The following is a 23,875-nucleotide window of genomic DNA, read 5'->3' as shown; positions in this document are numbered from 1 at the left end:
GCCACGATAGGCCTTACTAATAAATTTTTGAATATGAAAAAATACAGCAGAGGCAAACGGCGGCCTAAACCGGTTCCATAATGCATTGCAAGGGATGCTGCCGTGCCCGCGCATACTGCGCGACCTGCGCAATGCGCGTAGCCGCCACATCACGCACATAAACACCACAAATACCGCGGCCTTCGTGATGCACTTGCAGCATGATGCGGGTTGCTTCTTCCTGGTTTTTGCCGAAAAACTTCTGCAAAACCTTCACCACGAATTCCATCGGGGTGTAATCGTCATTCAAAAGCACAACCTGGTACATAGGTGGCGGCGCGGTGCGCGCCGACTGTTTTTCGGCAACCAAATCGTGTTGCGAATCTAAGGTAGAACTCATAGGGCGGCTATTCTATTTAATCGTCCAAATATTCGCGTCGCGCTTACTCAAAATTACACACGGACATGCGTAGTTTCCATACTTGACGCCAGAAAGAAAAGGGGCGCATTATCCAGACATTCGGTGCCTTTCAGCTTGCTGCGAGTGCCACCGTTTCCGGATGGGCCGCAGGCCAGGCCTCGGCCCTTTCGTCCAACATACGATTCAAAAGAGGCAGTCCGCATGTCTGACACGACCGCAACCGCCGTCCAAGGGGACAATCCGAAATCCACCGGCACCGTCAAATGGTTTAACGACGCCAAGGGATTTGGCTTCATTACACCCGATGATGGCGGTGAAGATCTGTTCGCGCATTTTTCGTCGATCCAGATGAACGGTTTCAAAACCCTGAAAGAAGGTCAGAAAGTCTCATTTGAGATTATCCAAGGCCCAAAGGGCAAGCAAGCACTGAATATTACGTCAGCCTGAAGCAGCGGACACCCGCTATTATGCAGGCGGAGCCCCAGGCTCCGCCTTTTCATTTGCCAGCGCCTAAGCTACAACATCCGCTCGGCCTTGCTGCCACTCCCAGACAACGTCGCCATCCTCAAGCCTTACATGCAGAACTTCTCCGCCCGCCTGGCCGCCTGGGCCGTCCTGTCCCTTACAGCATCTCTGGCCATGGCGCAGCAGGGCCCCCACCAGAACACCCTGCCGACCACCCAGCTCTCGACAGGCATCCATGTGATTCAGGCCGAGGTCGCCCATACCGAGCAAGAACGCCAGGTCGGCCTCATGAACCGCACGGAGTTGCCCGGCAACAGCGGCATGCTCTTTGTATTCGAGGCGCCTGATGTGCAATGCTTCTGGATGCGCAACACGCCCCTGCCGCTCTCGATCGCGTTTATCGCCGATAACGGCACCATCACGAACATCGAAGACATGGCGCCTCAAACCGATGATGCCCATTGCTCGCGCAAGCCAGTGCGTTACGCCCTGGAAATGAGCCAGGGCTGGTTCGCCCAGCGCGGCGTGAAGGCCGGCTCAAAGATAGACGGCCTACCCTGACTTGCCTCAGGGGCGCGAACCCGGCCAGCGCCGGGCCCGCAAGCTGCGCCACCCTGTGGCAACAGCCTGACAGCGTCCCATCGAGGAGCGCTTGTCTGCCCTGATGGCTTCAAACCCGCTCGATAATCAGCGCGATACCCTGACCCACACCGATGCACATGGTGCACAAGGCATAGCGGCCACCAGTGCGATGCAACTGGTTGATGGCCGTCGTGGCCAGACGAGCGCCGCTGGCGCCCAAAGGATGTCCCAGAGCAATCGCGCCGCCGTTCGGATTGACGCGGGCATCATCATCATCGATGCCCAGATCACGCAGCACGGCCAAACCCTGAGCGGCAAAGGCTTCGTTCAACTCGATCACATCCATCTGCGCCAAGGTCAGGCCGGTATGGGCCAATACCTTGCGCGTCGCGGGTGCCGGACCCATGCCCATGATACGCGGCGCAACGCCAGCGGTAGCCATGCCAACCACGCGGGCACGGGGCGTCAGGCCATGACGGGCAGCGGCCTTTTCATCGGCCAACAGCAAAGCAGCGGCACCATCATTCACACCCGAAGCATTGCCGGCCGTGACGCTGCCACCCTCACGCACCACACCCTTGAGCCTGCCCAAGGCTTCCAGGCTGGTTTCGCGCGGGTGCTCGTCCTTGTCGACCACGATGGCATCCCCCTTTTTCTGGGGGATGATTACCAGCGTGATTTCGGCATCGAAATAACCAGCCTTCTGCGCGCTGGCCGTTTTCTGCTGGCTGGCCAAGGCGAATTTGTCCTGGTCCGCGCGCGAAATCTTGAAATCATCAGCCACGTTTTCCGCCGTTTCGGGCATGGAATCCACGCCGTACTGGGCTTTCATCAGTTTGTTGATGAAACGCCAGCCGATGGTGGTGTCATAAATAGCGGCGCTGCGCGAAAAAGCGCTGTCAGCCTTGCCCATCACAAAGGGCGCACGGCTCATGCTCTCCACGCCGCCAGCCAACATCAGGCCCGCCTCGCCGGCGCGGATAGCGCGCGCAGCCGTACCGATCGCGTCCAAACCCGAACCGCAGAGGCGATTCAACGTAGAACCCGGCACTTCGATGGGCAAACCCGCCAGCAGCGTCGCCATGCGCGCCACATTCCGGTTATCTTCGCCGGCCTGATTGGCGCAACCGAAGATGGCGTCATCCAACTCTTCCCAGCGCACATGCGGATTGCGCGCCATGAGCGCCTTGATCGGAATAGCGGCCAGATCATCGGCCCTTACCGAAGCCAGGGCGCCGCCATAACGGCCAAAAGGAGTACGGATCGCATCACAGATAAAGGCTTGCTGGGTCATGGCTCGTCAGAAAATGGATGGAAGAAAAAGGATGACGGCCATGTTACCGCAGGGTCCGCCGCCTCACCGGGGTGCAACACCTTGGTGTCCAGGCTGCGGACGTCGTCCACCTTATGGACAAAAAACAGCCCGGCGAATGCCGGGCTGTTCGATCGTGCTTGGCGCGAACGCCAATCGCCTGTTTATCAGGCGAAGTTCTTCGCGGCGAATTCCCAGTTCACCAGAGCCCAGAAGTTTTCCAGGTACTTGGGACGGGCGTTGCGGTAATCGATGTAATAGGCGTGCTCCCAGACGTCACAGGTCAGGAGCGCCTTGTCAGCGGTGGTCAGGGGGGTGACGGCATTGCTGGTGTTGACGATGTCCAGGCTGCCGTCAGCCTTCTTGACCAGCCAGGTCCAGCCCGAGCCGAAGTTGCCGGCGGCCGATTTGTTGAAGGCTTCCTTGAAAGCCTCAACGCTGCCCCACTTGGCCTTGATGGCGTCTGCCAGGGCGCCGCTGGGCTCGCCGCCGCCATTGGGCGAGAGGCTGTTCCAGTAGAAGGTGTGGTTCCAGACCTGGGCGGCGTTGTTGAAAATGCCACCCGAGGACTTCTTGACGATGTCTTCCAGCGAGGCGTTCTCGAACTCGGTGCCCGGAACCAGATTGTTCAGGTTGGTGACGTAGGTCTGATGGTGCTTGCCGTAGTGGAACTCCAGCGTCTCTTTAGAGATGCGGGGGGCCAGCGCGTCCAGCGCATAAGGCAGAGGGGGAAGAGTATGTGCCATAGTCGATTCCTTCTTTGTTGAATGCACGATCAAGCCGTTTCATTGTATCGGCTCTTTCGGCGGGTTCGCTTTAATCCTGGCTCGGCGCGGGGTTAACGGCGGGGCTGAACGTCAGTAATGTCTGCCTGCACGCGCCCCTGGGCCAGATCGATGCGGACACCCTCGCCCACCACCAGCGCCGAGGCATTGCTCACGACTCGCCCCTGCGCATCGCGCAGCACGGCATAACCACGCGCCAGGGTGTGCTCGGGGTCCAAAGCGCGCAGTTGCGCCGCCAGCGCCTGAAGCCGAACTCCCCGCTCAGCCAAGCCGGCTTGCTGCCCCCGCAGCAGGCGCTGCGCCAGGCTTTGCACTCTATCCTGTACCCGTGCAGTCTGAGGCGCTCGGCGCGCCAGGCGCTGCGCCAGGCCCGTCAGGCGTGCAGCGCTGGCCGCCAAAGGACGCTGCGCCGATGCGGCCAGCCGGTGCCGCAGGGTATTGAGACGTTCACACTGATGCGCCAATCGTTGGGCAGGCGACACCAATTGCGCACTGGCACGATCCAGACGCTGCGCCGCCAGATCCAGACGCCTTTGCTGGGCACGGGACAAACGCGAGGCCGCATGCCCCAGAGCGCTCAACAGCTCAGCGCGCGGGACGCAGGCCAACTCGGCCGCCGCAGTCGGCGTAGGCGCCCTCAGGTCTGCGACGAAGTCCGCAATGGTGAAGTCTGTTTCGTGCCCGACCCCGCTGATGACGGGGATGGCGCAATCCGCAACGGCACGAGCCAGATCCTCGTCATTGAAACTCCACAGGTCTTCGATGCTGCCGCCACCACGCACCAGCAAGAGCGTATCGACCTCACGACGCGCACTGGCCTGGCGCACCTGGGCCGCCAACCGAGAGGCTGCATCGGCCCCCTGAACCGGGGCCGGATAGATCACGATCTCCACTTGAGGCGCCCTGCGCGCCAGCGCCGAAAGCACGTCGCGCAACGCCGCCGCCTGCAAAGACGTCACCACACCGATGGCACGCGGCAGGCGCAGCGGCACGCGTTTGCGGCTGGCGTCAAACAGGCCTTCGGAGGCCAGCTTGTCCTTCAGGCGCGAAAAGGCCTCGAACAGATTCCCCACACCCGCCCGACGCATGGCATCGGCCTGCAACTGGTAATCGCCCCGGGGTTCATAGAGGGAAACTCGGCCCCGGATCTCGACCTCATCACCCGGGCGCGGCACAAAACCGACCATCGAAGCACGGCCGCGAAACATCACCGTGCGCACAGCGGCACCTGCGTCCTTGAGTGTGAAATACCAATGCCCGGAGGCGGCCTGCGTAAAGTTCGAGACTTCGCCGCGAACCCATAAGGGCGGGATGCTGCGCTCCATCAACTGCCCCACGGCTTGGTTTAGCTGGGCGACAGACAGGATATCCCGCGCAAATACGTCATCTTTGGCAGCGAATCCAGTTGTCATAGGGCTCCGGAGTGCGAAATATGTCCACAGGGCTTGAAAATGCGGGCTCGCATGATACCGCAAAGCGCTTTTTCATGCCGGCCACCCCGCAAGCCCTTGATTATCCGTACAAGTGATTGATTTATAAAGAATTAACATCATTTTCACATTGCACAAAATAGAAGCAAACCACCCTAAACCTATGATGGGCGTAGGTTTATCGGAAGTTTTGCACAGAATTATCCACAAAAAATGTGGATAATTCAGCCTCAAACCTGACTTGCCACCGGCGCAGGCGGGCCGTTACATTGCCGGCTCACAACGCCGCGCGTCCACCAGGGCGCGTTCCCACCAGGAGCATCCGTCTTGCTATCCCTCTTGCGTGATGCCGGCTGGCCGATCTGGCCCCTGCTGGCGACCTCCGTCCTCGGCCTGGCCCTCATTCTCGAGCGGCTGCTATCGCTGCGCCGCTCGCTGGTCTTGCCAAGCGGCCTGAGCGAACAGGTCAACGAAATGGCGCGCCTGCAAGAAGACAGCCCCGAGGCGCTCAACCGCCTGGAACGCAATTCACCCTTGGGCCGCATCCTGGCCGAAGTGCTGCGCATGCGCCATGCCCCGCGCGAGGCCCTGCGCGACGCCGTGGAAACGGCAGGCCAGGGCATTGCACAGGAATTGAACCGCTACATCCCGGCCATCGGCACCGTCGCCATGGTGGCGCCGCTGATGGGGCTCTTTGGCACCGTGGTCGGCATGATCGAGATTTTCGGCGCCTACAACCCAGGCAGCACCGATCCCGCCCAACTGGCTCACGGCATTTCAGTAGCCCTGTACAACACTGGCTTCGGCATTCTGATCGCCATACCGGCTACGATCGCGCACCGTTTTTTCCGCAGCCGCGTGGACAGTTATCTGAACACGATGGAGCAACTGGCCGCCCGCCTGGCGCGTGGAGTGCAAGCATGAATTTCCGGCGCCACCGCCGACAGCAGGATGAACTGGATCTGAACTTCATCCCGCTCATCGATGTGCTGCTCGTGATGCTGATCTTCCTGGCCGCCACCACCACGTTCGCGCGCTACAGCCAGTTGCGGGTAAGCCTGCCGCAAGCCCAGGCCGAGGCACAGGCCCGTGCCCACCTGGAAGTGGCCATCAGCCAGGATGGCCATTACGCCCTCAACGGCCAACTGATCGACAGCGTCGCCGATATGGCGCCGGCGCTGCGCCAGGCGGCCGACGGCCAGCCGGACGCCGTGCTCGTCATCAATGCGGATGCCCAGGCTTCGCATCAATCTGTCGTCAATGTCATGGAAGCCGCGCGCGAGGCAGGCATAGTCCGCGTCAATTTCGCGGCGCAGCGCTCACCATGAGCTTGAACAACTACTGGAGCCGCCTGCTGCAAACCCAGTGGCGCGACGGCGGCTGGCTATCCCGTCTGCTACACCCGCTGTCCAGACTCGTAGACCGATCTGTCCGGCTTAAACGCGAAGCCTACCGGGATGGGCGCAAACAAGCCTGGCGCGCGCCCGTGCCAGTCGTCGTGGTCGGCAACATCTACGTGGGCGGCACCGGCAAGACGCCAGTCGTGGTGGCGGTGCTCGAAGGCCTGCGCGCCCGAGGCTACACGCCCGGCATGGTGAGCCGGGGTTACGGTGCGCGCATCCAAGGGCCGCCCAGGGTAGGCCAGGGCCAACTCGATCCGGCAGCCTTCGGCGACGAACCCGCCCTGATCGCTGCGGCCACCGGCGCGCCAGTGGCTGTTCACCCGCGCCGCGCCCTTGCAGCCCAAGCTCTGCTTGCTGCGCACCCGGAAATCGACGTCATCATTGCTGATGACGGACTGCAGCATCTGGCCCTGGCGCGCGATATCGAAATCGTGGTGCAGGATGAGCGCGGCACCGGCAACGGCCTGTTACTGCCGGCCGGCCCACTACGCGAGCCGCCCGCCCGTCTGAACGAAGTCGATGCCATCATCACCAACCTCAATACGGGTCCCGCTCAAGTGGCACAGACCGGAGCGGCGCGCCATTGGGCGATGTGGCTGGAGCCGCTAGACGCCCAGCGCGTCACGGACGGCAAGCGGCAAGCGCTCTCGGCCTTTCGCGGTAAAAAAATCGCAGCCGCCGCCGGCATTGGCAATCCCGGCCGCTTTTTCCGCACGCTGGAATCAGCCGGGCTTTCCCCGTCGCCGCGGCTGGCCCTGCCCGACCACTACGACTTTAGCCGCTCCCCCTTCCACGACGTGCGCGCCGAAGCCATCTTCATCACGGCCAAAGACGCCATCAAGTGCGCTCGGCTTAAGGACACCCGCCTATGGTCTGTACAGGTCAGGGCATGCTTCTCTGACCCGGATTTTCTCGACTGGCTGGATGCGCGACTGCGCAATCTGCCTTAGCACGCGCTTCTGCTTTAGAATTCGCTCATGGAATCCCGCTTACTCGACATCCTCGTGTGCCCGCTTTGCAAGGGCCGTCTCGAATTTCTGCGTGCCCAAGACGAACTCGTCTGCCACGCCGACCGGCTCGCCTTTCCGGTGCGTGACGGCATTCCCGTCATGCTCGAGAGTGCCGCCCGGCCGCTTGACGCGCCTGCCGATACCGCTCACGCATCTTGAGCTTCGTCGCCCTCATCCCCGCACGCGCCGCGTCCATCCGGCTGCCCGATAAGCCGCTAGCGGATATCGCTGGCAAGCCGATGGTGGTGCGGGTCGCCGAACGCGCCGCCCTGTCCGGCGCGAGTCTGGTCTGCGTCGCCACGGACGACGCCCGGGTTGAGAGAGCCGTCACAGAGCATGGTTTTCCTGCGGTCCGGACGCTGTCCAGCCACCCGACCGGCACCGATCGCCTGGCCGAGGCGGTGCGTATCCTCGGACTGCCCGGCGATGCCATCGTGGTCAACGTGCAGGGTGACGAGCCTCTGATTGAACCGACCCTTATTGACGGCGTGGCGCAATTGCTGGCCGACAATCCGCAGGCTGACATCGCCACCTGCGCCTGCCCGCTGACCGATGCCCAGGCCCTATTCAATCCCAACGTCGTCAAAGTGGTCTGCGGCAACGATGGCCGAGCGCTGTACTTCTCTCGCGCTCCTATTCCCTGGGCACGTGACGCCCTGGCGGGTGGCGAGCGTATGCTGGCGCCAGGCCTGCCCGCCTGGCACCACATCGGCCTGTACGCTTACCGCGTCAGTTTTTTGCAGCGTTTCCCCACCCTGGCGCAGGGCGAGCTGGAACGTTTCGAATCGCTGGAGCAGTTGCGCGCCATGGAACATGGGCACACGATTGTGGTCTCGCGCATTTCGGCAGCACCAGCGGCTGGCGTCGATACGCCTGCCGACCTGGATCGCGTGCGCGCCATTTACCTTCAAGCGCCGAAAACCGAGGCAAACCAAGGCTTGATTCAGGTTCAATCCGACCAAGGAAACGACGGGCGATAAGGGTTACTTCCAATAGCGCAAGCCCACATCGGCTGCTGCATTGCGGCATAATCGCCCCCGACCACAAAAAAAAATCATCTCAATTCAGGAGCTTTTATGCGTCTTATCCTGCTCGGCCCCCCGGGCGCTGGCAAAGGCACCCAGGCCACGTTCATCACGCAGACCTACGGTATTCCGCAAATCTCCACTGGCGATATGCTGCGCGCGGCCGTCAAGGCGGGCACCCCCCTGGGCATCGAAGCCAAAAAGGTCATGGACGCGGGCGGCCTGATGCCGGATGAGATCATCATTGGCCTGGTCAAGGACCGCCTGGCACAGCCTGACTGCGCCAACGGCTACCTGTTTGACGGCTACCCCCGCACCATTCCGCAGGCCGACGCCCTCAAGGATGCTGGCGTGAAGCTCGATTACGTCATCGAGATCGCCGTTCCCGACGAAGACATCGTCAAGCGCATGAGCGGTCGTTGGGTGCACCTGGCTAGCGGCCGCAGCTACAACACGCAATCTAACCCGCCCAAGGTCGCCGGCCAAGACGACATCACCGGCGAAGCCCTGATCCAGCGCGACGACGACCGCGAAGAAACCGTACGTCACCGCCTGGGCATTTACCAGCAGCAGACCCGCCCGTTGGTCGATTATTACTCGAGCTGGGCCGCGCAAGACCCCGCCAACGCCCCGAAGTACCGCAAGATTTCCGGCGTGGGCAGCGTCGAGGAAATCAAGGCGCGCGCCGCCGCTGCGCTGCAAAGCTAACGCCCGCCACCGGCTGCCGGACCGCGGCCGGTTTTCTGTGCCCGCCACGGTTTGCGGGCCGAACCTCGAGAGATCAAAGATGGAAATCGCCAACAAGGTATTTATCGTCACTGGCGGTGCATCAGGCCTGGGCGCCGGCACCGCGCGCATGCTGGTCGCCAATGGCGCGAAAGTCGTCATCGCCGACGTCCAGGACGAGCCGGGCCAGGCCTTGGCCGAAGAACTGGGCCAACGCTATGTGCGTTGCGATGTCACGCAGGAATCCGACGGCAAGGCTGCGGTGGCTGCCGCCCTCGCGCTGGGCCCGCTGTTCGGCCTGGTGAACTGTGCCGGCGTCGCTCCCGCCGCCAAGATCGTTGGTAAAAATGGCGCGCATCCGCTGGACCTGTTCCAGAAGGTGGTGTCGATCAATCTGATCGGCAGCTTCAACATGATGCGCCTTGCCGCCGAAGCCATGAGCCAAAACACGCCCGAGCCCACCGGCGAGCGTGGCGTGCTGATCAATACCGCCTCGGTCGCCGCCTTCGACGGCCAGATTGGCCAGGCCGCCTATGCCGCATCCAAGGCGGGGGTAGCCGGCATGACCCTGCCCATCGCGCGCGATCTCGCCAAAACGGGCATTCGCTGCATGACTATTGCACCCGGCATCTTCGGCACGCCCATGATTTTTGGCATGCCTCAGGAAGTGCAGGACTCGCTGGCTGCCAGCATCCCCTTCCCGGCCCGCCTCGGCCGTCCGGAAGATTACGCCAAGCTGGTGTACAGCATCATCACCAACGAGATGCTCAATGGCGAAACCATCCGTCTGGATGGCGCTATTCGCATGCCGCCGAAGTAAACTCGCAAGCTGTTGCACGTGCCGGCGTCCGTCGGCACGTTTTTTTGCTCAAGTTTCCTCATGGCATTGTTCCGCTCGGCCGCAACGGTCAGCAGTTTCACGCTGCTATCGCGTATCACAGGGCTGGTCCGCGACATTCTGATTGCGAGGGCATTCGGCGCTGGCGCGCTGACCGATGCCTTCTGGATCGCATTCCGTATTCCCAATTTGCTGCGGCGGCTATTCGCCGAAGGTGCTTTTGCCCAGGCCTTCGTGCCCATTCTGGGGGCTGCGCGTACTCAGCATGGCGATGATGGGGTACGCGTCTTGCTCGACCGCGTCGCCCTGATCCTGACTCTGGCGCTCATGAGCGTGACTTTGCTCGGCATCGTCGCCGCTCCCTGGGTCGTCAGCGCCATGGCCAGCGGCCTGCGCGGGGCAGACCGCGGCGCAGAATTCGGCGCTGCGGTCTGGATGACGCGGGTGATGTTCCCCTACATCCTATGTATGTCTTTGGTGGCTTTCGCCTCTGGCGTACTGAACACCTGGCGTAAGTTCGCCGTGCCCGCTTTCACGCCGGTACTGCTCAATCTCTCCATGATTGGGGCGGCCATCTGGCTGGCGCCGCGCCTGGAAGTTCCGATTTACGCCCTGGCCGCCGGCGTCATGGCGGGCGGCATTTTGCAACTGCTCATCCAATGGATGGCGCTCGCCCGGCTGGGCATGCTGCCGCGCTTTACCTTACGCGTACGCGACGCCTGGAGCGATCCCACGGTGCGCCACATTCTGCGTCAGATGGCGCCTGCCACCCTAGGGGTGTCGGTAGCGCAGATCTCGCTGCTCATCAATACCAATATCGCAACCTGGCTCACCCCGGGAAGCGTGACCTGGCTGTCTTTCGCCGACCGCCTGATGGAATTCCCCACCGCCCTGCTCGGCGTGGCATTGGGCACCGTGTTACTGCCCAGCCTGTCTGCCGCTCACGCACGCGAAGATCGCGCCGCTTACAGCGCGCTCCTGGATTGGGGGCTGCGCATGACCCTCTTGCTGGGCCTGCCCGCCGCACTGGGCATGATGCTGCTGTCCGATGGTCTGGTCGCCACCCTATTTCACTATGGCGCCTTCCAGGCCAGCGATGTCCAGCAGACACGGCTGGCTGTCATCGCCTATTCGGTAGGCTTGATCGGCCTGCTATCGGTCAAGATTCTCGCCCCAGGTTTTTACGCCAAGCAAGACATTCGCACACCCGTGAAAATCGCGGTGCTGGTGCTGGTGCTCACTCAGGTCATGAACGCCATCTTCGTGCCTTTGCTGGCCCATGCCGGTCTGGCGCTGGCGATCGGCCTCGGCGCCTGCATTAACGCCCTGCTGCTGCTGATCGGCCTGCGCCGCCGGGACGTCTATCAACCGGACAAACAATGGCTGGGCTTTCTGCTGCGCATTGTCCCTGCCCTGCTGGCGCTGGCCGCCGTGCTGCTCTGGGCCGACCACCACCTGAACTGGATCGCCCTGAGGGACACGCCGTGGCTGCGAGCCGGCTGGCTGGCAGCCGTTCTGGCCGCCTGTGGCGCCGCCTATTTCGGCGTGCTTTTCATCATGGGCATGCGCCCCCGCGATTTCACCCGCCGGTCTCTCAACTGATTACGCGCCAGCTCGACGCCTGAGATTGCTAGGCCCGACCCGATGCGCTGTCGCCCCCTGCGCTTTGAAACATTTTTGAACTTAAGATACTATATTTCTTAGTATTGCAACAAAACGAAATGGCTAGGAAAAAAAGTGGCCGAGTCCATTGGTGTAACGGACAGACCCTGCTACGCTAGCGTAAGTTTTGGTAAAAAACACTATGATTTGCTAACTGCATTACTGAGGCCCCGCGGGGTCCAGCGTGGAAAAAGAAGTGAGATCCACCGACATACCGCCGCTCTCGGACCAGGTCATTGATTGGTTGCTCCTGTTGCGTTCAGGCCGAGCAACCCGGCGTGATTACGCCAATTTCATGGCATGGCGTGAAGCCAGCCCCGAGCATGAGAGCGCCTGGCAGCAAGTTTCCCATACCTTGGGCAACTCGATGGCCGGCCGTCTTGGCGATGCCTACCCCCTGGGTTACCAGCGCACGCCGTCCAGCCCGGTGGCGCCCGCCCAGACGCATCATCCCGCTCATGAAGAGGCAGCGCCGCCGCGCCGTCGTTTTCTGGCCAGCGCCCTCGCCCTCACGGCAGCAGCAGGCGCCGGAGCGCTGATGGCGATCCGCGATTTTTATCCGCTCTCCAGCGTGGCCGCCGATACCGCGACCGCAACAGGAGAGCGTCGCCGCTATCAACTCACAGACGGTACCGAACTGCTGCTCGACGCACGCAGCCGGGTCAATCTCGAGTTCACCGCCACCTCCCGGCGCTTGATGCTGCTTGAGGGCGCCGTCTCCGTGACCGCCCCTGATGATCCGAACCGGCCCTTTGTCGTTGAAACGGCCGAAGGCCTAGTGCAATCGAACGGCAAACGCTATATGGTGCGTCAGCAGGTCCGCCGCACACTGGTTGTCGCCCATGAGGGTGACCTGGTGGTTGAAACCGTTGACGGCGCACGAGGTCATATTCCGCAAGGCTTCGGCGCGCGCTTTGACGCCGCCCGGCTCGACGCCGCGCGCCCCGAGCTCGCCGCCGAGGCGGCGTGGGAAGGCGGCTGGATCAATGCCAATGGCCGCCCATTGGCCGAAATTGTCGCGGCATTGCGCCCCTACCGTCATGGAACGCTGCGCGTATCGATGGCCGCTGGCGGATTACCTGTAACGGGCATGTATCCCCTGGATGACTCCGATGCGGCCCTGCAAGCGCTAAGCGAGCGCATGCCTATTGCCATCCAGCGCCTCACGCCTTGGTTCGTGGCGATCGATATTGCGTCCGCCTGAACCACAGCAGAACATTCATTTGCATTCATTTGCGCATTAATGCCTGCATTTGTTCCAGTACGCGTTACACTACGGCCCTGCTCCCACTTGGTCATCGCCTCGGTACTCCTCCCGCCGTAAGCCTTGCGCCAAGTGACTTGCATTTTCCGCTCAGCTTGATAAAATAGCTGACTTTGCCGAATTCACTAACTTCTAAGCAACATGGCCAATACCGCCCAAGCTCGCAAGCGCGCTCGCCAATCGGTTGAGCGTAACAAGCACAACTCCAGCCTGCGCTCGATGCTGCGTACCGCTATCAAGCGCGTCCGTCAGGCCATCGCTACCGGCGACAAGGCTGTGGCTGGCGAAACGCTGCGTAAAGCCAGCAGCGTTATCGACCGCGTGGCTGACAAAAACATCATCCACAAGAACAAGGCTGCTCGCCACAAGAGCCGTCTGGCCGCCGCTGTCAAGGCGCTCGCCTAAGCAGCATGCCGCCCTGCGCCTCAGCTTGAGGCTTGGGCAGCATACGAATACGGCAATAAAAAAGGGATGCCTCACCGGGCATCCTTTTTTTATTGGGGCGCAACTATTGAGCGCAACTACTGCGTGCAACTACTGAGCGCAAAAGCCCAAATGCCTCACCACGCTTGCGGCGCCCCCCTTGATGAACGCAGTGCGTCCCCGAACCAGCGCCGAATCGAGTAGCATTTTTGCTTTGCCACTCAACTACGTCGGACGCCATGATAGGCAAACATCGCATCATCCAGGTGGGCTCACTAGCCGGCTCGCCTTCGGCCAATCAACGTCTGGCTGAGGCCTATGACGTCATCGAACTATGGAAACACGCAGACCGCCCTCTGACTGAGCTGGGCCGCGGCGTGACGGCGCTGGTCACCTCGGCAAGCACAGGAGCGTCAGCCGAACTGATCAACGCCCTGCCCGATCTGAAAGCGATTTGCAGTTGGGGCGTGGGCTACGAAACCATTAATGTCGAAGCGGCCCATCGACGCGGCGTGCAAGTCAGCAACACGCCCGACGTGTTGACCGATTGCGTCGCCGATCTTGCCTGGGGCCTGCTGATCTCGGCCGCACGCCGCATGGGTCAGGGCGAACGCTTTGTCCGCGCAGGCCAGTGGGGCCAGGTGCACGGCAGCCTCCCGCTAGGCATGCGAGTCAGCGGCAAGAAACTAGGCGTGATCGGACTGGGCCGTATTGGCGAAGCCATCGCCCGGCGTGGCGCAGGCTTTGACATGGAAGTGCGTTATCACAACCGCCGCCAGCGCACTGATGTGAGCTATGGCTATGCCGCCAACCTAAGCGAACTGGCCGAGTGGGCCGATCCTGATCGTCGCCACGGTGGGTGGCCCCGGCACACGCCATCTGGTCAGTCGCGAAGTCATGAAAGCGCTCGGCCCCAAAGGCATCATCGTCAACATTGCGCGCGGGCCGGTCATCGACGAAACGGCGCTGGTGTCTCTGCTGGAATCCGGCGAGCTGGGCTTCGCCGCCCTGGATGTGTTCGAACACGAACCCAAAGTACCTGACTTCCTGAAAACCACCGATCAGACCGTTGTACTGCCGCACCTCGGCAGCGCAACCTTCGAGACAAGGCTGGCGATGGAGGACTTGATGCTTGAGAACCTGGCCGCCTGGTTTGCCGACGGCAAAGTCATTACCCCCGTCTAAGCCCAGGCTGCTCTGGGCGCAGCACGACAGGCATCCGCCCGCACAGGGGGCAGATGCCTGCGCACCCGGACTCAGACTTCCCTTTCTTCCGTCCTGAGGCCATTGTCGCGGGCGAAATCGACCACGAACTTATAAGCCAGCGGCTCAAGTTCGCGCAAACGGAGATCGACCACGATACCCCGCACGCCGTCGATCACCACCGGCAGCACATACGGCGAATAAGTGAGGTGGTTGCCCGCGCTGCCGGGCGGCCTGAACTGGGCCATCACGCCAGCCAGACGCTCTGCCCAATCGCTGGGCCGAAAACGCGCACCACTCTCGGTAACGCCGTGAATTACGAATTGTTTGACGCGAGTTGCCATGGAACCTTCACAACGGGCTGCGCGCGCGGACGCCAGATCGGCCGCGTCTCAAACATGCGACCCGCGCCGCGAATTGTATATGATTGACCCTTTAGTCCGCTTCCCTCGCCGAGGATGACGCGGCCGCCCCCGGGCTTTTCTCATGGATCACGCCACGATGCACTCGCCTTTGGCCAATATCTACTCACGCCTGCCCGTGTCCTTCACGCACGGTGAAGGCGTATGGTTATGGGACCCTGAGGGTCGCCAATACCTTGATGCACTGGCAGGCATCGGCGTGTCCTGCCTGGGGCACGGTCATCCGCGCCTGGTGCGCGCCATCTCGGAGCAGGCCGCCCGACTCATTCATACCTCCAACCTCTACGACATTCCGCAGCAGACCGCACTGGCGACAAAGCTGACGACCCTGTCAGGCATGCAGGAAGTGGCGTTTTGCAACAGCGGCTCGGAAGCAAACGAAGCCGCCATCAAGCTGGCCCGTTACTATGCCTGGCAACAGGGCAATACCCACGCCCATATCATCACGATGGAATCGTCGTGGCATGGCCGAACGCTGGGCACGCTCGCCGCCACAGGCAGTGAAAAAGCACGCAAAGGCTTTGAACCACTGCCCACGGGCTTCATTCAGGTACCTTATAACGATCTGAACGCCGTGCGCGAGGCCGGTGATCGCGAGGGCCGAGTGGCGGCAGTGCTGCTGGAAGTCCTGCAAGGCGAAGGCGGCATACGGCCTTCCGATATCGAATACCTACAAGGTCTGCGCGAACTCTGCACGGAGCGCGGATGGCTGCTCATGATCGACGAGGTGCAATCCGGTATCGGCCGCACCGGCAGGTGGTTTGCTCATCAATGGGCAGGCATCCAACCTGATGTCATGACGCTGGCCAAGGGCCTCGCTGGCGGCGTGCCGATCGGCGCGATGCTGGCAAGCGGTCCGGCCGCTGGCGTGCTGACCCCGGGCAGCCATGGCACAACCTTTGGCGGCGGGCCGCTCGCCTGCGCTGCCGGCCTGGCCGTACTCGACGCGCTCGAACAGGACGGCCTGTTGAATAACGCCGAACAGGTGGGCGCCCACCTCAAAAACGCCCTGACCCTGGCGCTGGCAGACACCCCCGGCGTCGAAGAAGTCCGTGGGCGCGGCCTGATGCTCGGCATCGCGCTCAACCGCCCTTGCGGCGTGTTGGCGCTGCGCGCCCTGGAGGCCGGCCTGCTCATCAACGTGACACGAGACCGCGTGGTCCGCCTGCTGCCGCCACTCATCCTGAGCCAGGCAGAAGCAGACCGCATCGTGGCTCTTCTCGTACCCCTCATCAAAACATTCCTGGCCGAACAAGCATAATTACCGGCGGCACGGCTTCATCCACGCTACCGCCAACGACCTGCGACATCAACATGACCCTTCCCACTACGCAAAACGGCCCCCTGCGGCATTTCCTGCAGTTCAAAGACCTCACCGCCAGCGAGATCGGCTATGTCCTGGACCGCGCCCGCATCATCAAAGACAAATTCAAGCGCTACGAACCCCATATGCCGCTGCACGACCGCACGCTGGCGATGGTGTTCGAGAAAGCCAGCACACGCACACGTGTGTCATTCGAAGCAGGCATGTATCAGATGGGCGGCTCGGTCATCAATCTGACCTCGAACGACTCCCAACTGGGGCGCTCCGAGCCCATCGAAGACACTGCGCGCGTCGTCTCACGCATGGTTGATATCGTGATGATCCGCACCTTCGAGCAAACCCGCATCGAACGGTTCGCTGCGCACTCTCGCGTGCCCGTCATCAATGGCCTGACCAACGAATACCACCCCTGCCAGATTCTGGCGGACATCTTCACCTATATCGAACACCGCGGGTCCATCGCCGGCAGGATCGTCGCCTGGGTAGGCGACGCCAATAATATGTCCTACACCTGGCTGCAGGCAGCGGAAATGCTGGGCTTCACGCTACATGTGTCCACCCCTGCCGGCTACCAACTTGACCCCGCCCGCATCGGCAATCCCCCGCCGTCGGTGCTCAAGCAATTCAAAGATCCCATGCAAGCCTGCCAGGGCGCGCATCTGGTCACCACCGACGTCTGGACCAGCATGGGCTACGAGGCTGAAAACGAAGAGCGCCGCAAGGCCTTCGCGGACTGGTGCGTAGACGCCGAAATGATGGCCGCCGCAGATCCGAACGCCGTTTTCATGCACTGCCTGCCGGCCCACCGGGGCGAGGAAGTCACCGGCGAAGTCATTGATGGCCCGCAAAGCGTGGTCTGGGATGAAGCCGAAAACCGCATGCATGCGCAAAAAGCCCTGATGGAGTTCCTGCTCCTGGGCGAAATCCACTGACCCGCCTTACGGCCTGCCGACTGCCGGCGAGGGAAAGCAAACGCGCTAAAATAGCGTGTTGAAGTCCTCGCCGTCAGTCTCATAGACGCTTTCGAACACACAATGACTACCATTCTCCCGAACCTTCCCACCGGCCAGAAGGTCGGCATTGCCTTCTCTGGCGGCCTGGACACCAGCGCGGCTCTGCTCTGGATGCGCGAAAAAGGCGCCATTCCTTATGCCTATACCGCCAATCTGGGCCAGCCCGACGAGCCCGATTACGACGAAATCCCCCGTCGTGCCCTGCAATACGGCGCCGAAAATGCGCGTCTCATCGACTGCCGAGCACAACTGGTTGCCGAAGGTCTGGCCGCGCTGCAAAGCGGCGCCTTCCACATCTCCACGGGTGGCCTGACCTATTTCAACACCACGCCCATCGGCCGTGCCGTCACCGGCACCATGCTGGTGGCCGCCATGAAGGAAGACGGCGTCAACATCTGGGGGGACGGCAGCACCTTCAAGGGTAATGACATCGAGCGCTTCTACCGCTACGGTCTGCTGACCAATCCGGATCTGAAGATCTACAAACCCTGGCTCGATCAAACCTTTATTGATGAGCTTGGCGGCCGTGCCGAAATGTCCGAGTACATGCGCCGCTCCGGCTTCGACTACAAAATGTCAGCCGAAAAAGCCTACTCGACCGACTCCAATATGCTGGGCGCCACGCACGAAGCCAAGGATCTGGAGTTCCTGAACTCCGGCATTCGCATCGTCAAACCCATCATGGGCGTAGCCTTCTGGCGCGATGACGTCCAAGTCAAGGCTGAAGAAGTCCGCGTGCGCTTTGAGGAAGGCCGTCCGGTCGCCCTGAACGGCGTCGAATACACCGACCCGGTCGAACTGCTGCTCGAAGCCAACCGCATCGGCGGCCGTCATGGTCTGGGCATGAGCGACCAGATCGAAAACCGCATCATCGAAGCCAAGAGCCGCGGCATCTACGAAGCCCCAGGCCTGGCCCTGCTCTTCATCGCCTACGAACGCCTGGTCACTGGCATTCACAACGAAGACACCATCGAACAGTACCGCGAAAACGGCCGTAAACTGGGCCGCTTGCTCTACCAAGGCCGCTGGTTCGACCCGCAAGCCATCATGCTGCGCGAAACCGCTCAGCGCTGGGTCGCACGCGCCGTCACGGGCGAGGTCACCCTCGAGCTGCGCCGCGGCAACGACTATTCGCTGCTGAACACCGAATCGCCCAACCTGACCTACGCGCCCGAGCGTCTGTCCATGGAAAAGGTCGAAAACGCACCGTTCACCCCGGCGGACCGCATTGGTCAACTGACCATGCGCAACCTCGACATCACCGACACGCGCGACAAGCTCTTCACCTACGTGAAGGCCGGCCTGCTGACACCGTCGGGCGGCGCGCTGCCGCAACTGAAAGACGACAAATAATAAGCTAGGCCAAACTGGCTGCCTTGACGGGCAGCCAGTTTTTTTCGCCATGAGAAACGCGGGAAATGCCTAGCCCTCCTCCTCGTGCGCGTAAAGCACCATATCCCAGAGCGTAGGATGGTGGCCTCGTACCGAAAAGCGCTTGCGACCCAGACTACTCATCAAATCCGTAATAGCGAGCAGATCCTCGGGCTGATGATAAGCCGCGATAGCCAGCCGGCATTGCGGGCGCTCAAGATGACGGGTCGCACCCTGGAGCACCGACAACTCGCCCCCTTCGACATCGGCCTTGAGCATGGTGATCGGATCAGCTATGTAGTGATCGAGCGTCACCTGCGGCAGCACGTCGATCCAGTCGGCATGCGCCGCACGCCATTCCGGACTCGCCGATGGCGACACGAAGTGCGAACCGTGTGAATAATTCGGGTTAGTGTAGAAATCGACACTACCACCCTGCTCGGCCCCAACTACAACACGCTCGGCTTTTAAAGGAACCAGGGCCGCCAGCTTGCGCAGGCTGTTGTAATCCATCCGGTTAGGCTCAAAGGCCCAGAGCTGAGAGCCGGAGTCCATGGGCAATAGGGCATCCATGCGGGCCAGCACCTCGCCTTGGCTGGCGCCGATATCGGCATAGACCTCACGCGATCGCGGCACAAAAGACGATTGCGGATTAGAGCCATTGAAATACTGGGTCTCGACCGGCATCATGCTCTGCAATAAAAAACCGCGATCCCATTCCAGCAACGTCCGGATGCGTGCCGCAACGGTGTTGCGAGATAGCGCATCCATGCCTTGCACCAAGCGCCGGTAGCGATCCAGATTGTGCAGCATGTATTCGCGCTCACGCCCAATTGGCACGCCACAAGTATGCGGCGCATCACGGGCGGCCATTAGTGCCAGGAAATCATACAGACCACTGAAGCGCCGCCAGGCTCCCCATTCATCGACCGTTCCTGACATATGAACCAGGCCGATATTGGGATTTCTGGAGCGCAATTTGAGGAAATCCATCATTGAGATGCCCCCCTCCTGAACCGGCATGACAGGCACCATGGCACCTTTCATGGAGGGCTCATCCCCGACGACGCAGTAGCCAAGAAAGCGGGGATCGTCCCGGTACACAAACCCTAGCACCTCGTGCAAATGCAGGGTCCAGTCACTGGTGTAACGCGGCCAAAGAACGTAATAACCATCTAGAGACTGAATGCGTGCAAGCCGTTCATCGCCAATACGAGCGGATTCCCGCCACGCATCATCTCTCGCCCACCACTCGTCCTGCCCTCTGCCCTCTGCCCTCATTATATTCACCCACCATATGTCAGCCTTAACTCGGATCACCCCTCATATAGGGTCTCCAAAAGTATGCAAAACAGGGCGGGCCGCGTAAACCAGAAAGTGCTGAGAATAAGGTAGGGCCTGAGTCAACTCACAGCTCGATCTGCATGCCCATCTCCACCACGCGGTTAGGGGGAATCTTGAAAAACTTGGTACTGCGCGTCGAATTGCGCGCCATGAAAGAAAACACGGTGCGACGCCAACGCGACATGGCAGGACGCCGGGCGGCAACCACAGCCTGGCGCGACAGGAAAAACGAGGTGCGCATAGGCTCGAGGTCAATTTCCGGATAGGCCTCAGCTACCAGGCGCAACGCCTCCGGCACATCGGGATCTTCCTTAAAACCGTAATGAATGACCGCTTGCCAACTCGATGCGCTGACCCGTTTGACCGAGAAGCGGTCCTGCTCGGCGATATAAGGCACATCGGCCACACGGATGGACAAAAACAGCACGTGATCATGCAGCACTTTGTTGTGCTTGAGGTTGTGCAACAACGCCGGCGGCACATTGTCATTGTTCAAGGTCATGAACACGGCCGTGCCCGGCACGCGCGCGGGCGGATAGCTCTCGAGCTGATCCATGAATTCCTGTAGCGGCTGACGATCCCGGGCCTGGATATCAGCCAGCAGTTGGCGGCCACGCCGCCAGGTCATCATGAGCGTAAAAACAACCACCCCGACCAACAGCGGCATCCAGCCCCCTTCGTGAATCTTGAAAATATTGGCGCTGAACAGCAACACATCGATGATCAGCAACACGCCCAATACAAGCATCCAGCCCAGACGCTTGGCCCCGGTTGATCCGCGAGGCAATACCGCGAAGGCCAAGATCGAGGTCATCAACATGGTTCCCGTCACGGCAAAACCATAGGCGGCGGCGAGGTTCTCAGAATTGCGAAACGTTATCACCAGCACCAACACGGCACACAAGAGCAGCGCATTGACCTGCGGCAGATAGATCTGGCCTTTCTCGACCGCCGAAGTGTGCAGAATCTGCATGCGCGGCCAGAAACCCAATTGCACTGCCTGGCGCGTCACGGAGAAAGCGCCAGAAATCACGGCCTGGGAAGCCACGACGGTGGCCACCGTCGCCAGCCCGACCAAGGCGGCCAGCCCCCATTCTGGGGCCATCAGAAAGAAAGGATTGCGAATCGCGCTGGGATCGCGCAGCAGCAAAGCACCTTGCCCCAGATAACAAAGTGTGAGCGACGGCAGCACCATGCTGAACCAGGCTCGCCGGATAGCTGGACGCCCGAAATGGCCCATATCGGCGTAGAGAGCCTCGGCGCCGGTCAAAGCCAGCACGACCGCACCGAGCAGCAGAAAGCTCATCACGGGAAACTCAAAAACAAAACGCAGCGCCCATATCGGATTGAGCGCCACCAGCACCTCGGGCGTCTGCCAGACCTGCCAGCCTCCGAGCACGCCCAGCGTGGCAAACCACACAACCATCACCGGACCAAACAGCTTGCCGACTGTACCCGTGCCGCGCGACTGAATGGCGAACAGCGCGAGCAGCACCAAGAGCGCAAGCGGCACGATCCACGGATCCAGCGTATGAGACACCACGCCGATGCCTTCGATCGCGGACAAGACTGAAATGGCGGGTGTGATCATGCTGTCACCATAGAAAAGCGCAGCGCCGAAAATACCTAGCACCACAAAAAAGGTGCGCAGCCTTCCGCTACGCCCGCGCACAGCAAGTTCCAACAGCGCCAGCGTGCCGCCCTCGCCCTGGTTGTCTGCCCGCAGGATCAACAACACATACTTAAAGGACACCACCACCATCAACAGCCAGAACAGAATCGACAACACCCCGAGGATGTGGGCGGGTTGAAGATCGGCGAATTCGGTGAGGCAGGCACGCAGCGTGTATAACGGACTGGTGCCGATGTCCCCATAGACAACGCCCAGGGCGCCCATCATTAAGGCAACGGGCCGGGAGGCGCCTTGCTCAGAGGTGTGACTCATAAGGAGGTTCGTGACGAGAAAGTTGAGCGCCCTTGCGCGGACCGGGAAACACGACGGATATCCGAGTACCGCTATAAACAGGCCGACTGATAAGTTTGCACCAGGCACCATGGGCGCCGGCGATTTCGCGCACGATAGCCAGACCCAGACCCGACCCATCAGCGGCTGCCGATGGCGACCGGTAAAACGCCTCGAATACCCGTTTGCTTTCCTCGGCATCAATACCGGGACCATCGTCCTCGACAGTCAGCAGGGGGGGATTGTCGTCAACAGTCAGCGTGATACGCCCCTGTGGCCGGCCATAACGCAGCGCGTTATCGATTAAATTACCCAGGAGCTCATCCAGCAACAAGGGATCGCCGTCGATCCAGACGGGCTGATCCGGCGCCAACAGGGCAATCTCGACCTGCAGGGCACGGGCACGAGGAATCCACTCCGCGCCGCTGGCGCGCACCCACTCACACAAATCCAGACGCAGAAAACGGTCCTGTGGCCGCGTATTGGGGTCAGCCTTGGCCAGCACCAACAATTGCTGACCCAGGCGGATCATGCGGTCGCTCACAACCTTGATGCGTTCGGCGCGGGCACGCACATCCTCGGGCAAGGGACGCGCCAGCATCAGCTCGGACTCAAGCCTTAGACCGCTTAAAGGAGTGCGCAGTTGATGAGCGGCATGGCCGATAAAGCGCCGTTGTGCGGCCAGCGAGGCATCAAGCCGCAGCAGCAAATCATTGATATGCGTGACCAGAGGGGCAATCTCGGCCGGCAAGCCACGTACCGCCAGCGATTGCATATCGTCGATGGAACGCTGCCTGATCTCTTCGGACAACAAGTTAACCGAGCGAAGCCCCGAACGCACCCCCTGGATAATGACGCCGGCGAACAAGGCGATCAGCAATACCTGCCCGACGACCATCAACCAGAAGAAATCCTCCAGCATCCAGGCCGACATATCGATCTTGTGCGTGATCACCCAGGTGGCGGCCAGGTCCAGCAGCACCAAGAGGAGAATCGGCGGCATCAAACGCACCACGAGATGGCGCGCCAGAGAGCCTTGCTGCAACTTCCAGCCGTTTTGTTGCGGCAAAGATTCGGTTGTAGAGTCCGGCATCATGGGTGAGCGGCTCATGATCACCCTCGCGAGCGTGCGCCCGTTGTCATCGGGTTAAACAGATTGCTAGCGCGACCCGCCCTATCGCACAGGCTCCGCCTGCAGGCGGGGCGGCGGCAGGCGATCACGCGCCTTCGACGTCCAGCATATAGCCAAAACCACGCACCGTCTGGATGCTGGCCCCTGTACCCTCAAGCCGCTTGCGCAGCCGGTAGACATAGACCTCTACCGCATTTTCACTGAAATCGGCATCCCAGGCAGAGAGCGAATTGACGATCTGACGTTTTGTGATCACGCGGCCAACCCGCGCCATCAGCATTTCCAGCACTGACAGCTCTCGCACCGACAAGGAAAGGCGCTGCCCGTTAACACGCACTTCGCGGCCAACCGTATCGAACACCAACGGACCGACTTCGATGAGCGGCTGGGCCTGGCCGGTACGACGGCGACCCAAAGCACGCACTCGGGCAGCCAGTTCTGGCAGATCGAACGGCTTGGTGACGTAGTCATCTGCGCCCGCATCCAGCCCAGCCACACGGTCATCCAAACCATCGCGGGCCGTCAGGATGAGCACCGGCACCTGGTTGCCTTCCTGGCGCAACTGGCGCAACACCTCCAGACCGCTTTGGCCCGGCAGGTTGAGATCCAGCAAAAGGAGTTCATAAGGCTGACCCGCCAGTGCCCCCTGAACCTTGTCACCTTCGGTGAGCCAGTCCACGGCATAGCCCTGATCGGACAGAAATTCCTGGAGCGCATGGCCCAGAGTTGTGTCATCTTCAATTACGAGTACGCGCATGCAGCGATTCTAGCGCGAACC

24 protein-coding genes and 1 pseudogene are annotated in these 23,875 nt (G+C 61.3%); 16 read left to right on the top strand and 9 right to left on the bottom strand.

Annotation, left to right across the window (positions count from 1 at the left end; translation table 11 throughout):
* Positions 1–64: 64 nt before the first annotated feature.
* Complete coding sequence (gene clpS / locus U0029_RS07615) at positions 65–379, bottom strand: ATP-dependent Clp protease adapter ClpS (protein ID WP_012417757.1); 315 nt, start codon at positions 377–379, stop codon at positions 65–67.
* Positions 380–601: 222 nt separating this feature from the next.
* Between clpS and U0029_RS07610 the strand changes: the two genes are divergently transcribed.
* Together U0029_RS07610 and U0029_RS07605 are read left to right on the top strand one after the other, a co-directional pair.
* The gene (locus U0029_RS07610) at positions 602–847 is read left to right on the top strand and encodes a cold-shock protein (protein ID WP_012417758.1); all 246 of its coding nucleotides are present in this window, start codon (positions 602–604) and stop codon (positions 845–847) included.
* A gap of 129 nt (positions 848–976) precedes the next feature.
* Entirely contained in the window at positions 977–1,426 is a 450-nt protein-coding gene (locus U0029_RS07605; RefSeq protein ID WP_012417759.1) for a DUF192 domain-containing protein, read from the top strand.
* Positions 1,427–1,535: 109 nt separating this feature from the next.
* Here U0029_RS07605 and pcaF read toward each other — a convergent pair whose 3' ends face one another.
* From pcaF to xseA, 3 genes are all read right to left on the bottom strand, one after another.
* Positions 1,536–2,741, bottom strand: a complete 1,206-nt coding sequence (pcaF, locus tag U0029_RS07600) for a 3-oxoadipyl-CoA thiolase (protein ID WP_114851954.1) — start codon at positions 2,739–2,741, stop codon at positions 1,536–1,538.
* 185 nt (positions 2,742–2,926) lie between these two features.
* Complete coding sequence (gene sodB, locus U0029_RS07595; RefSeq protein WP_114851953.1) at positions 2,927–3,505, bottom strand: superoxide dismutase [Fe]; 579 nt, start codon at positions 3,503–3,505, stop codon at positions 2,927–2,929.
* A gap of 92 nt (positions 3,506–3,597) precedes the next feature.
* Positions 3,598–4,956: an exodeoxyribonuclease VII large subunit gene (gene xseA / locus U0029_RS07590; protein ID WP_012417763.1), complete on the bottom strand. Its 1,359-nt coding sequence runs from the start codon at positions 4,954–4,956 to the stop codon at positions 3,598–3,600.
* Positions 4,957–5,301: 345 nt separating this feature from the next.
* Between xseA and U0029_RS07585 the strand changes: the two genes are divergently transcribed.
* The 11 genes and pseudogenes from U0029_RS07585 (at position 5,302) to U0029_RS07535 (ending at position 14,510) form a co-directional block, all read left to right on the top strand.
* Complete coding sequence (locus U0029_RS07585) at positions 5,302–5,898, top strand: MotA/TolQ/ExbB proton channel family protein (protein ID WP_012417764.1); 597 nt, start codon at positions 5,302–5,304, stop codon at positions 5,896–5,898.
* Positions 5,895–6,302 carry an ExbD/TolR family protein gene (locus U0029_RS07580; protein WP_012417765.1) on the top strand — a complete coding sequence of 136 codons (408 nt, stop codon included), beginning with the start codon at positions 5,895–5,897 and terminating at the stop codon, positions 6,300–6,302. Before U0029_RS07585 ends, U0029_RS07580 begins: the two co-directional genes overlap by 4 nt.
* On the top strand, positions 6,299–7,327 hold the full coding sequence (lpxK, locus tag U0029_RS07575) for a tetraacyldisaccharide 4'-kinase (RefSeq protein ID WP_012417766.1): 1,029 nt from the start codon (positions 6,299–6,301) through the stop codon (positions 7,325–7,327). The genes U0029_RS07580 and lpxK overlap by 4 nt, the downstream gene beginning before the upstream one ends.
* A 27-nt stretch (positions 7,328–7,354) precedes the next feature.
* Positions 7,355–7,546 carry a Trm112 family protein gene (locus U0029_RS07570; protein WP_012417767.1) on the top strand — a complete coding sequence of 64 codons (192 nt, stop codon included), beginning with the start codon at positions 7,355–7,357 and terminating at the stop codon, positions 7,544–7,546.
* Positions 7,543–8,367 carry a 3-deoxy-manno-octulosonate cytidylyltransferase gene (kdsB, locus tag U0029_RS07565; protein ID WP_114851952.1) on the top strand — a complete coding sequence of 275 codons (825 nt, stop codon included), beginning with the start codon at positions 7,543–7,545 and terminating at the stop codon, positions 8,365–8,367. The genes U0029_RS07570 and kdsB overlap by 4 nt, the downstream gene beginning before the upstream one ends.
* 96 nt (positions 8,368–8,463) lie before the next feature.
* Entirely contained in the window at positions 8,464–9,120 is a 657-nt protein-coding gene (gene adk, locus U0029_RS07560) for an adenylate kinase (RefSeq protein ID WP_012417769.1), read from the top strand.
* 79 nt (positions 9,121–9,199) lie between these two features.
* On the top strand, positions 9,200–9,958 hold the full coding sequence (locus tag U0029_RS07555; protein ID WP_012417770.1) for a 3-hydroxyacyl-CoA dehydrogenase: 759 nt from the start codon (positions 9,200–9,202) through the stop codon (positions 9,956–9,958).
* Between the two features lie 60 nt (positions 9,959–10,018).
* The gene (gene murJ, locus U0029_RS07550) at positions 10,019–11,578 is read left to right on the top strand and encodes a murein biosynthesis integral membrane protein MurJ (RefSeq protein ID WP_012417771.1); all 1,560 of its coding nucleotides are present in this window, start codon (positions 10,019–10,021) and stop codon (positions 11,576–11,578) included.
* A 256-nt stretch (positions 11,579–11,834) separates the two neighbouring features.
* Complete coding sequence (locus U0029_RS07545) at positions 11,835–12,842, top strand: FecR domain-containing protein (protein ID WP_039051378.1); 1,008 nt, start codon at positions 11,835–11,837, stop codon at positions 12,840–12,842.
* Positions 12,843–13,043: 201 nt separating this feature from the next.
* Positions 13,044–13,307: a 30S ribosomal protein S20 gene (gene rpsT / locus U0029_RS07540; protein WP_012417773.1), complete on the top strand. Its 264-nt coding sequence runs from the start codon at positions 13,044–13,046 to the stop codon at positions 13,305–13,307.
* A gap of 257 nt (positions 13,308–13,564) precedes the next feature.
* A pseudogene (locus U0029_RS07535) lies at positions 13,565–14,510 on the top strand (2-hydroxyacid dehydrogenase).
* A 71-nt stretch (positions 14,511–14,581) separates the two neighbouring features.
* Here U0029_RS07535 and U0029_RS07530 read toward each other — a convergent pair.
* Positions 14,582–14,872 carry a DUF3579 domain-containing protein gene (locus tag U0029_RS07530; protein WP_012417776.1) on the bottom strand — a complete coding sequence of 97 codons (291 nt, stop codon included), beginning with the start codon at positions 14,870–14,872 and terminating at the stop codon, positions 14,582–14,584.
* Between the two features lie 157 nt (positions 14,873–15,029).
* On the opposite strand from U0029_RS07530, the gene U0029_RS07525 reads away from it, so the two are divergent.
* From U0029_RS07525 to argG, 3 genes are all read left to right on the top strand, one after another.
* On the top strand, positions 15,030–16,211 hold the full coding sequence (locus tag U0029_RS07525) for an acetylornithine transaminase (protein WP_012417777.1): 1,182 nt from the start codon (positions 15,030–15,032) through the stop codon (positions 16,209–16,211).
* A 53-nt stretch (positions 16,212–16,264) separates the two neighbouring features.
* Positions 16,265–17,206, top strand: a complete 942-nt coding sequence (gene argF, locus U0029_RS07520; protein WP_012417778.1) for an ornithine carbamoyltransferase — start codon at positions 16,265–16,267, stop codon at positions 17,204–17,206.
* A 102-nt stretch (positions 17,207–17,308) separates the two neighbouring features.
* Complete coding sequence (argG, locus tag U0029_RS07515) at positions 17,309–18,640, top strand: argininosuccinate synthase (RefSeq protein WP_012417779.1); 1,332 nt, start codon at positions 17,309–17,311, stop codon at positions 18,638–18,640.
* A gap of 69 nt (positions 18,641–18,709) precedes the next feature.
* On the opposite strand, the gene U0029_RS07510 is transcribed toward argG, so the two are convergent.
* The 4 genes from U0029_RS07510 to U0029_RS07495 all read right to left on the bottom strand — a co-directional run bounded on the left by U0029_RS07510 (position 18,710) and on the right by U0029_RS07495 (position 23,854).
* The gene (locus U0029_RS07510; RefSeq protein ID WP_236824153.1) at positions 18,710–19,705 is read right to left on the bottom strand and encodes an FkbM family methyltransferase; all 996 of its coding nucleotides are present in this window, start codon (positions 19,703–19,705) and stop codon (positions 18,710–18,712) included.
* A 361-nt stretch (positions 19,706–20,066) separates the two neighbouring features.
* Positions 20,067–21,947 (bottom strand): potassium transporter Kup, encoded by a 1,881-nt coding sequence (locus U0029_RS07505; RefSeq protein WP_012417781.1) that lies wholly within the window; start codon positions 21,945–21,947, stop codon positions 20,067–20,069.
* Positions 21,931–23,058, bottom strand: a complete 1,128-nt coding sequence (locus tag U0029_RS07500; RefSeq protein WP_049794211.1) for a sensor histidine kinase — start codon at positions 23,056–23,058, stop codon at positions 21,931–21,933. Before U0029_RS07500 ends, U0029_RS07505 begins: the two co-directional genes overlap by 17 nt.
* Positions 23,059–23,182: 124 nt before the next feature.
* Positions 23,183–23,854, bottom strand: a complete 672-nt coding sequence (locus U0029_RS07495; protein WP_012417783.1) for a response regulator — start codon at positions 23,852–23,854, stop codon at positions 23,183–23,185.
* Positions 23,855–23,875 lie beyond the last annotated feature (21 nt).

This window comes from Bordetella avium (assembly GCF_034424645.1).
Taxonomy (GTDB): Bacteria; Pseudomonadota; Gammaproteobacteria; order Burkholderiales; family Burkholderiaceae_B; genus Bordetella; species Bordetella avium.
This window is presented reverse-complemented; position numbering and strand designations above follow the sequence as displayed.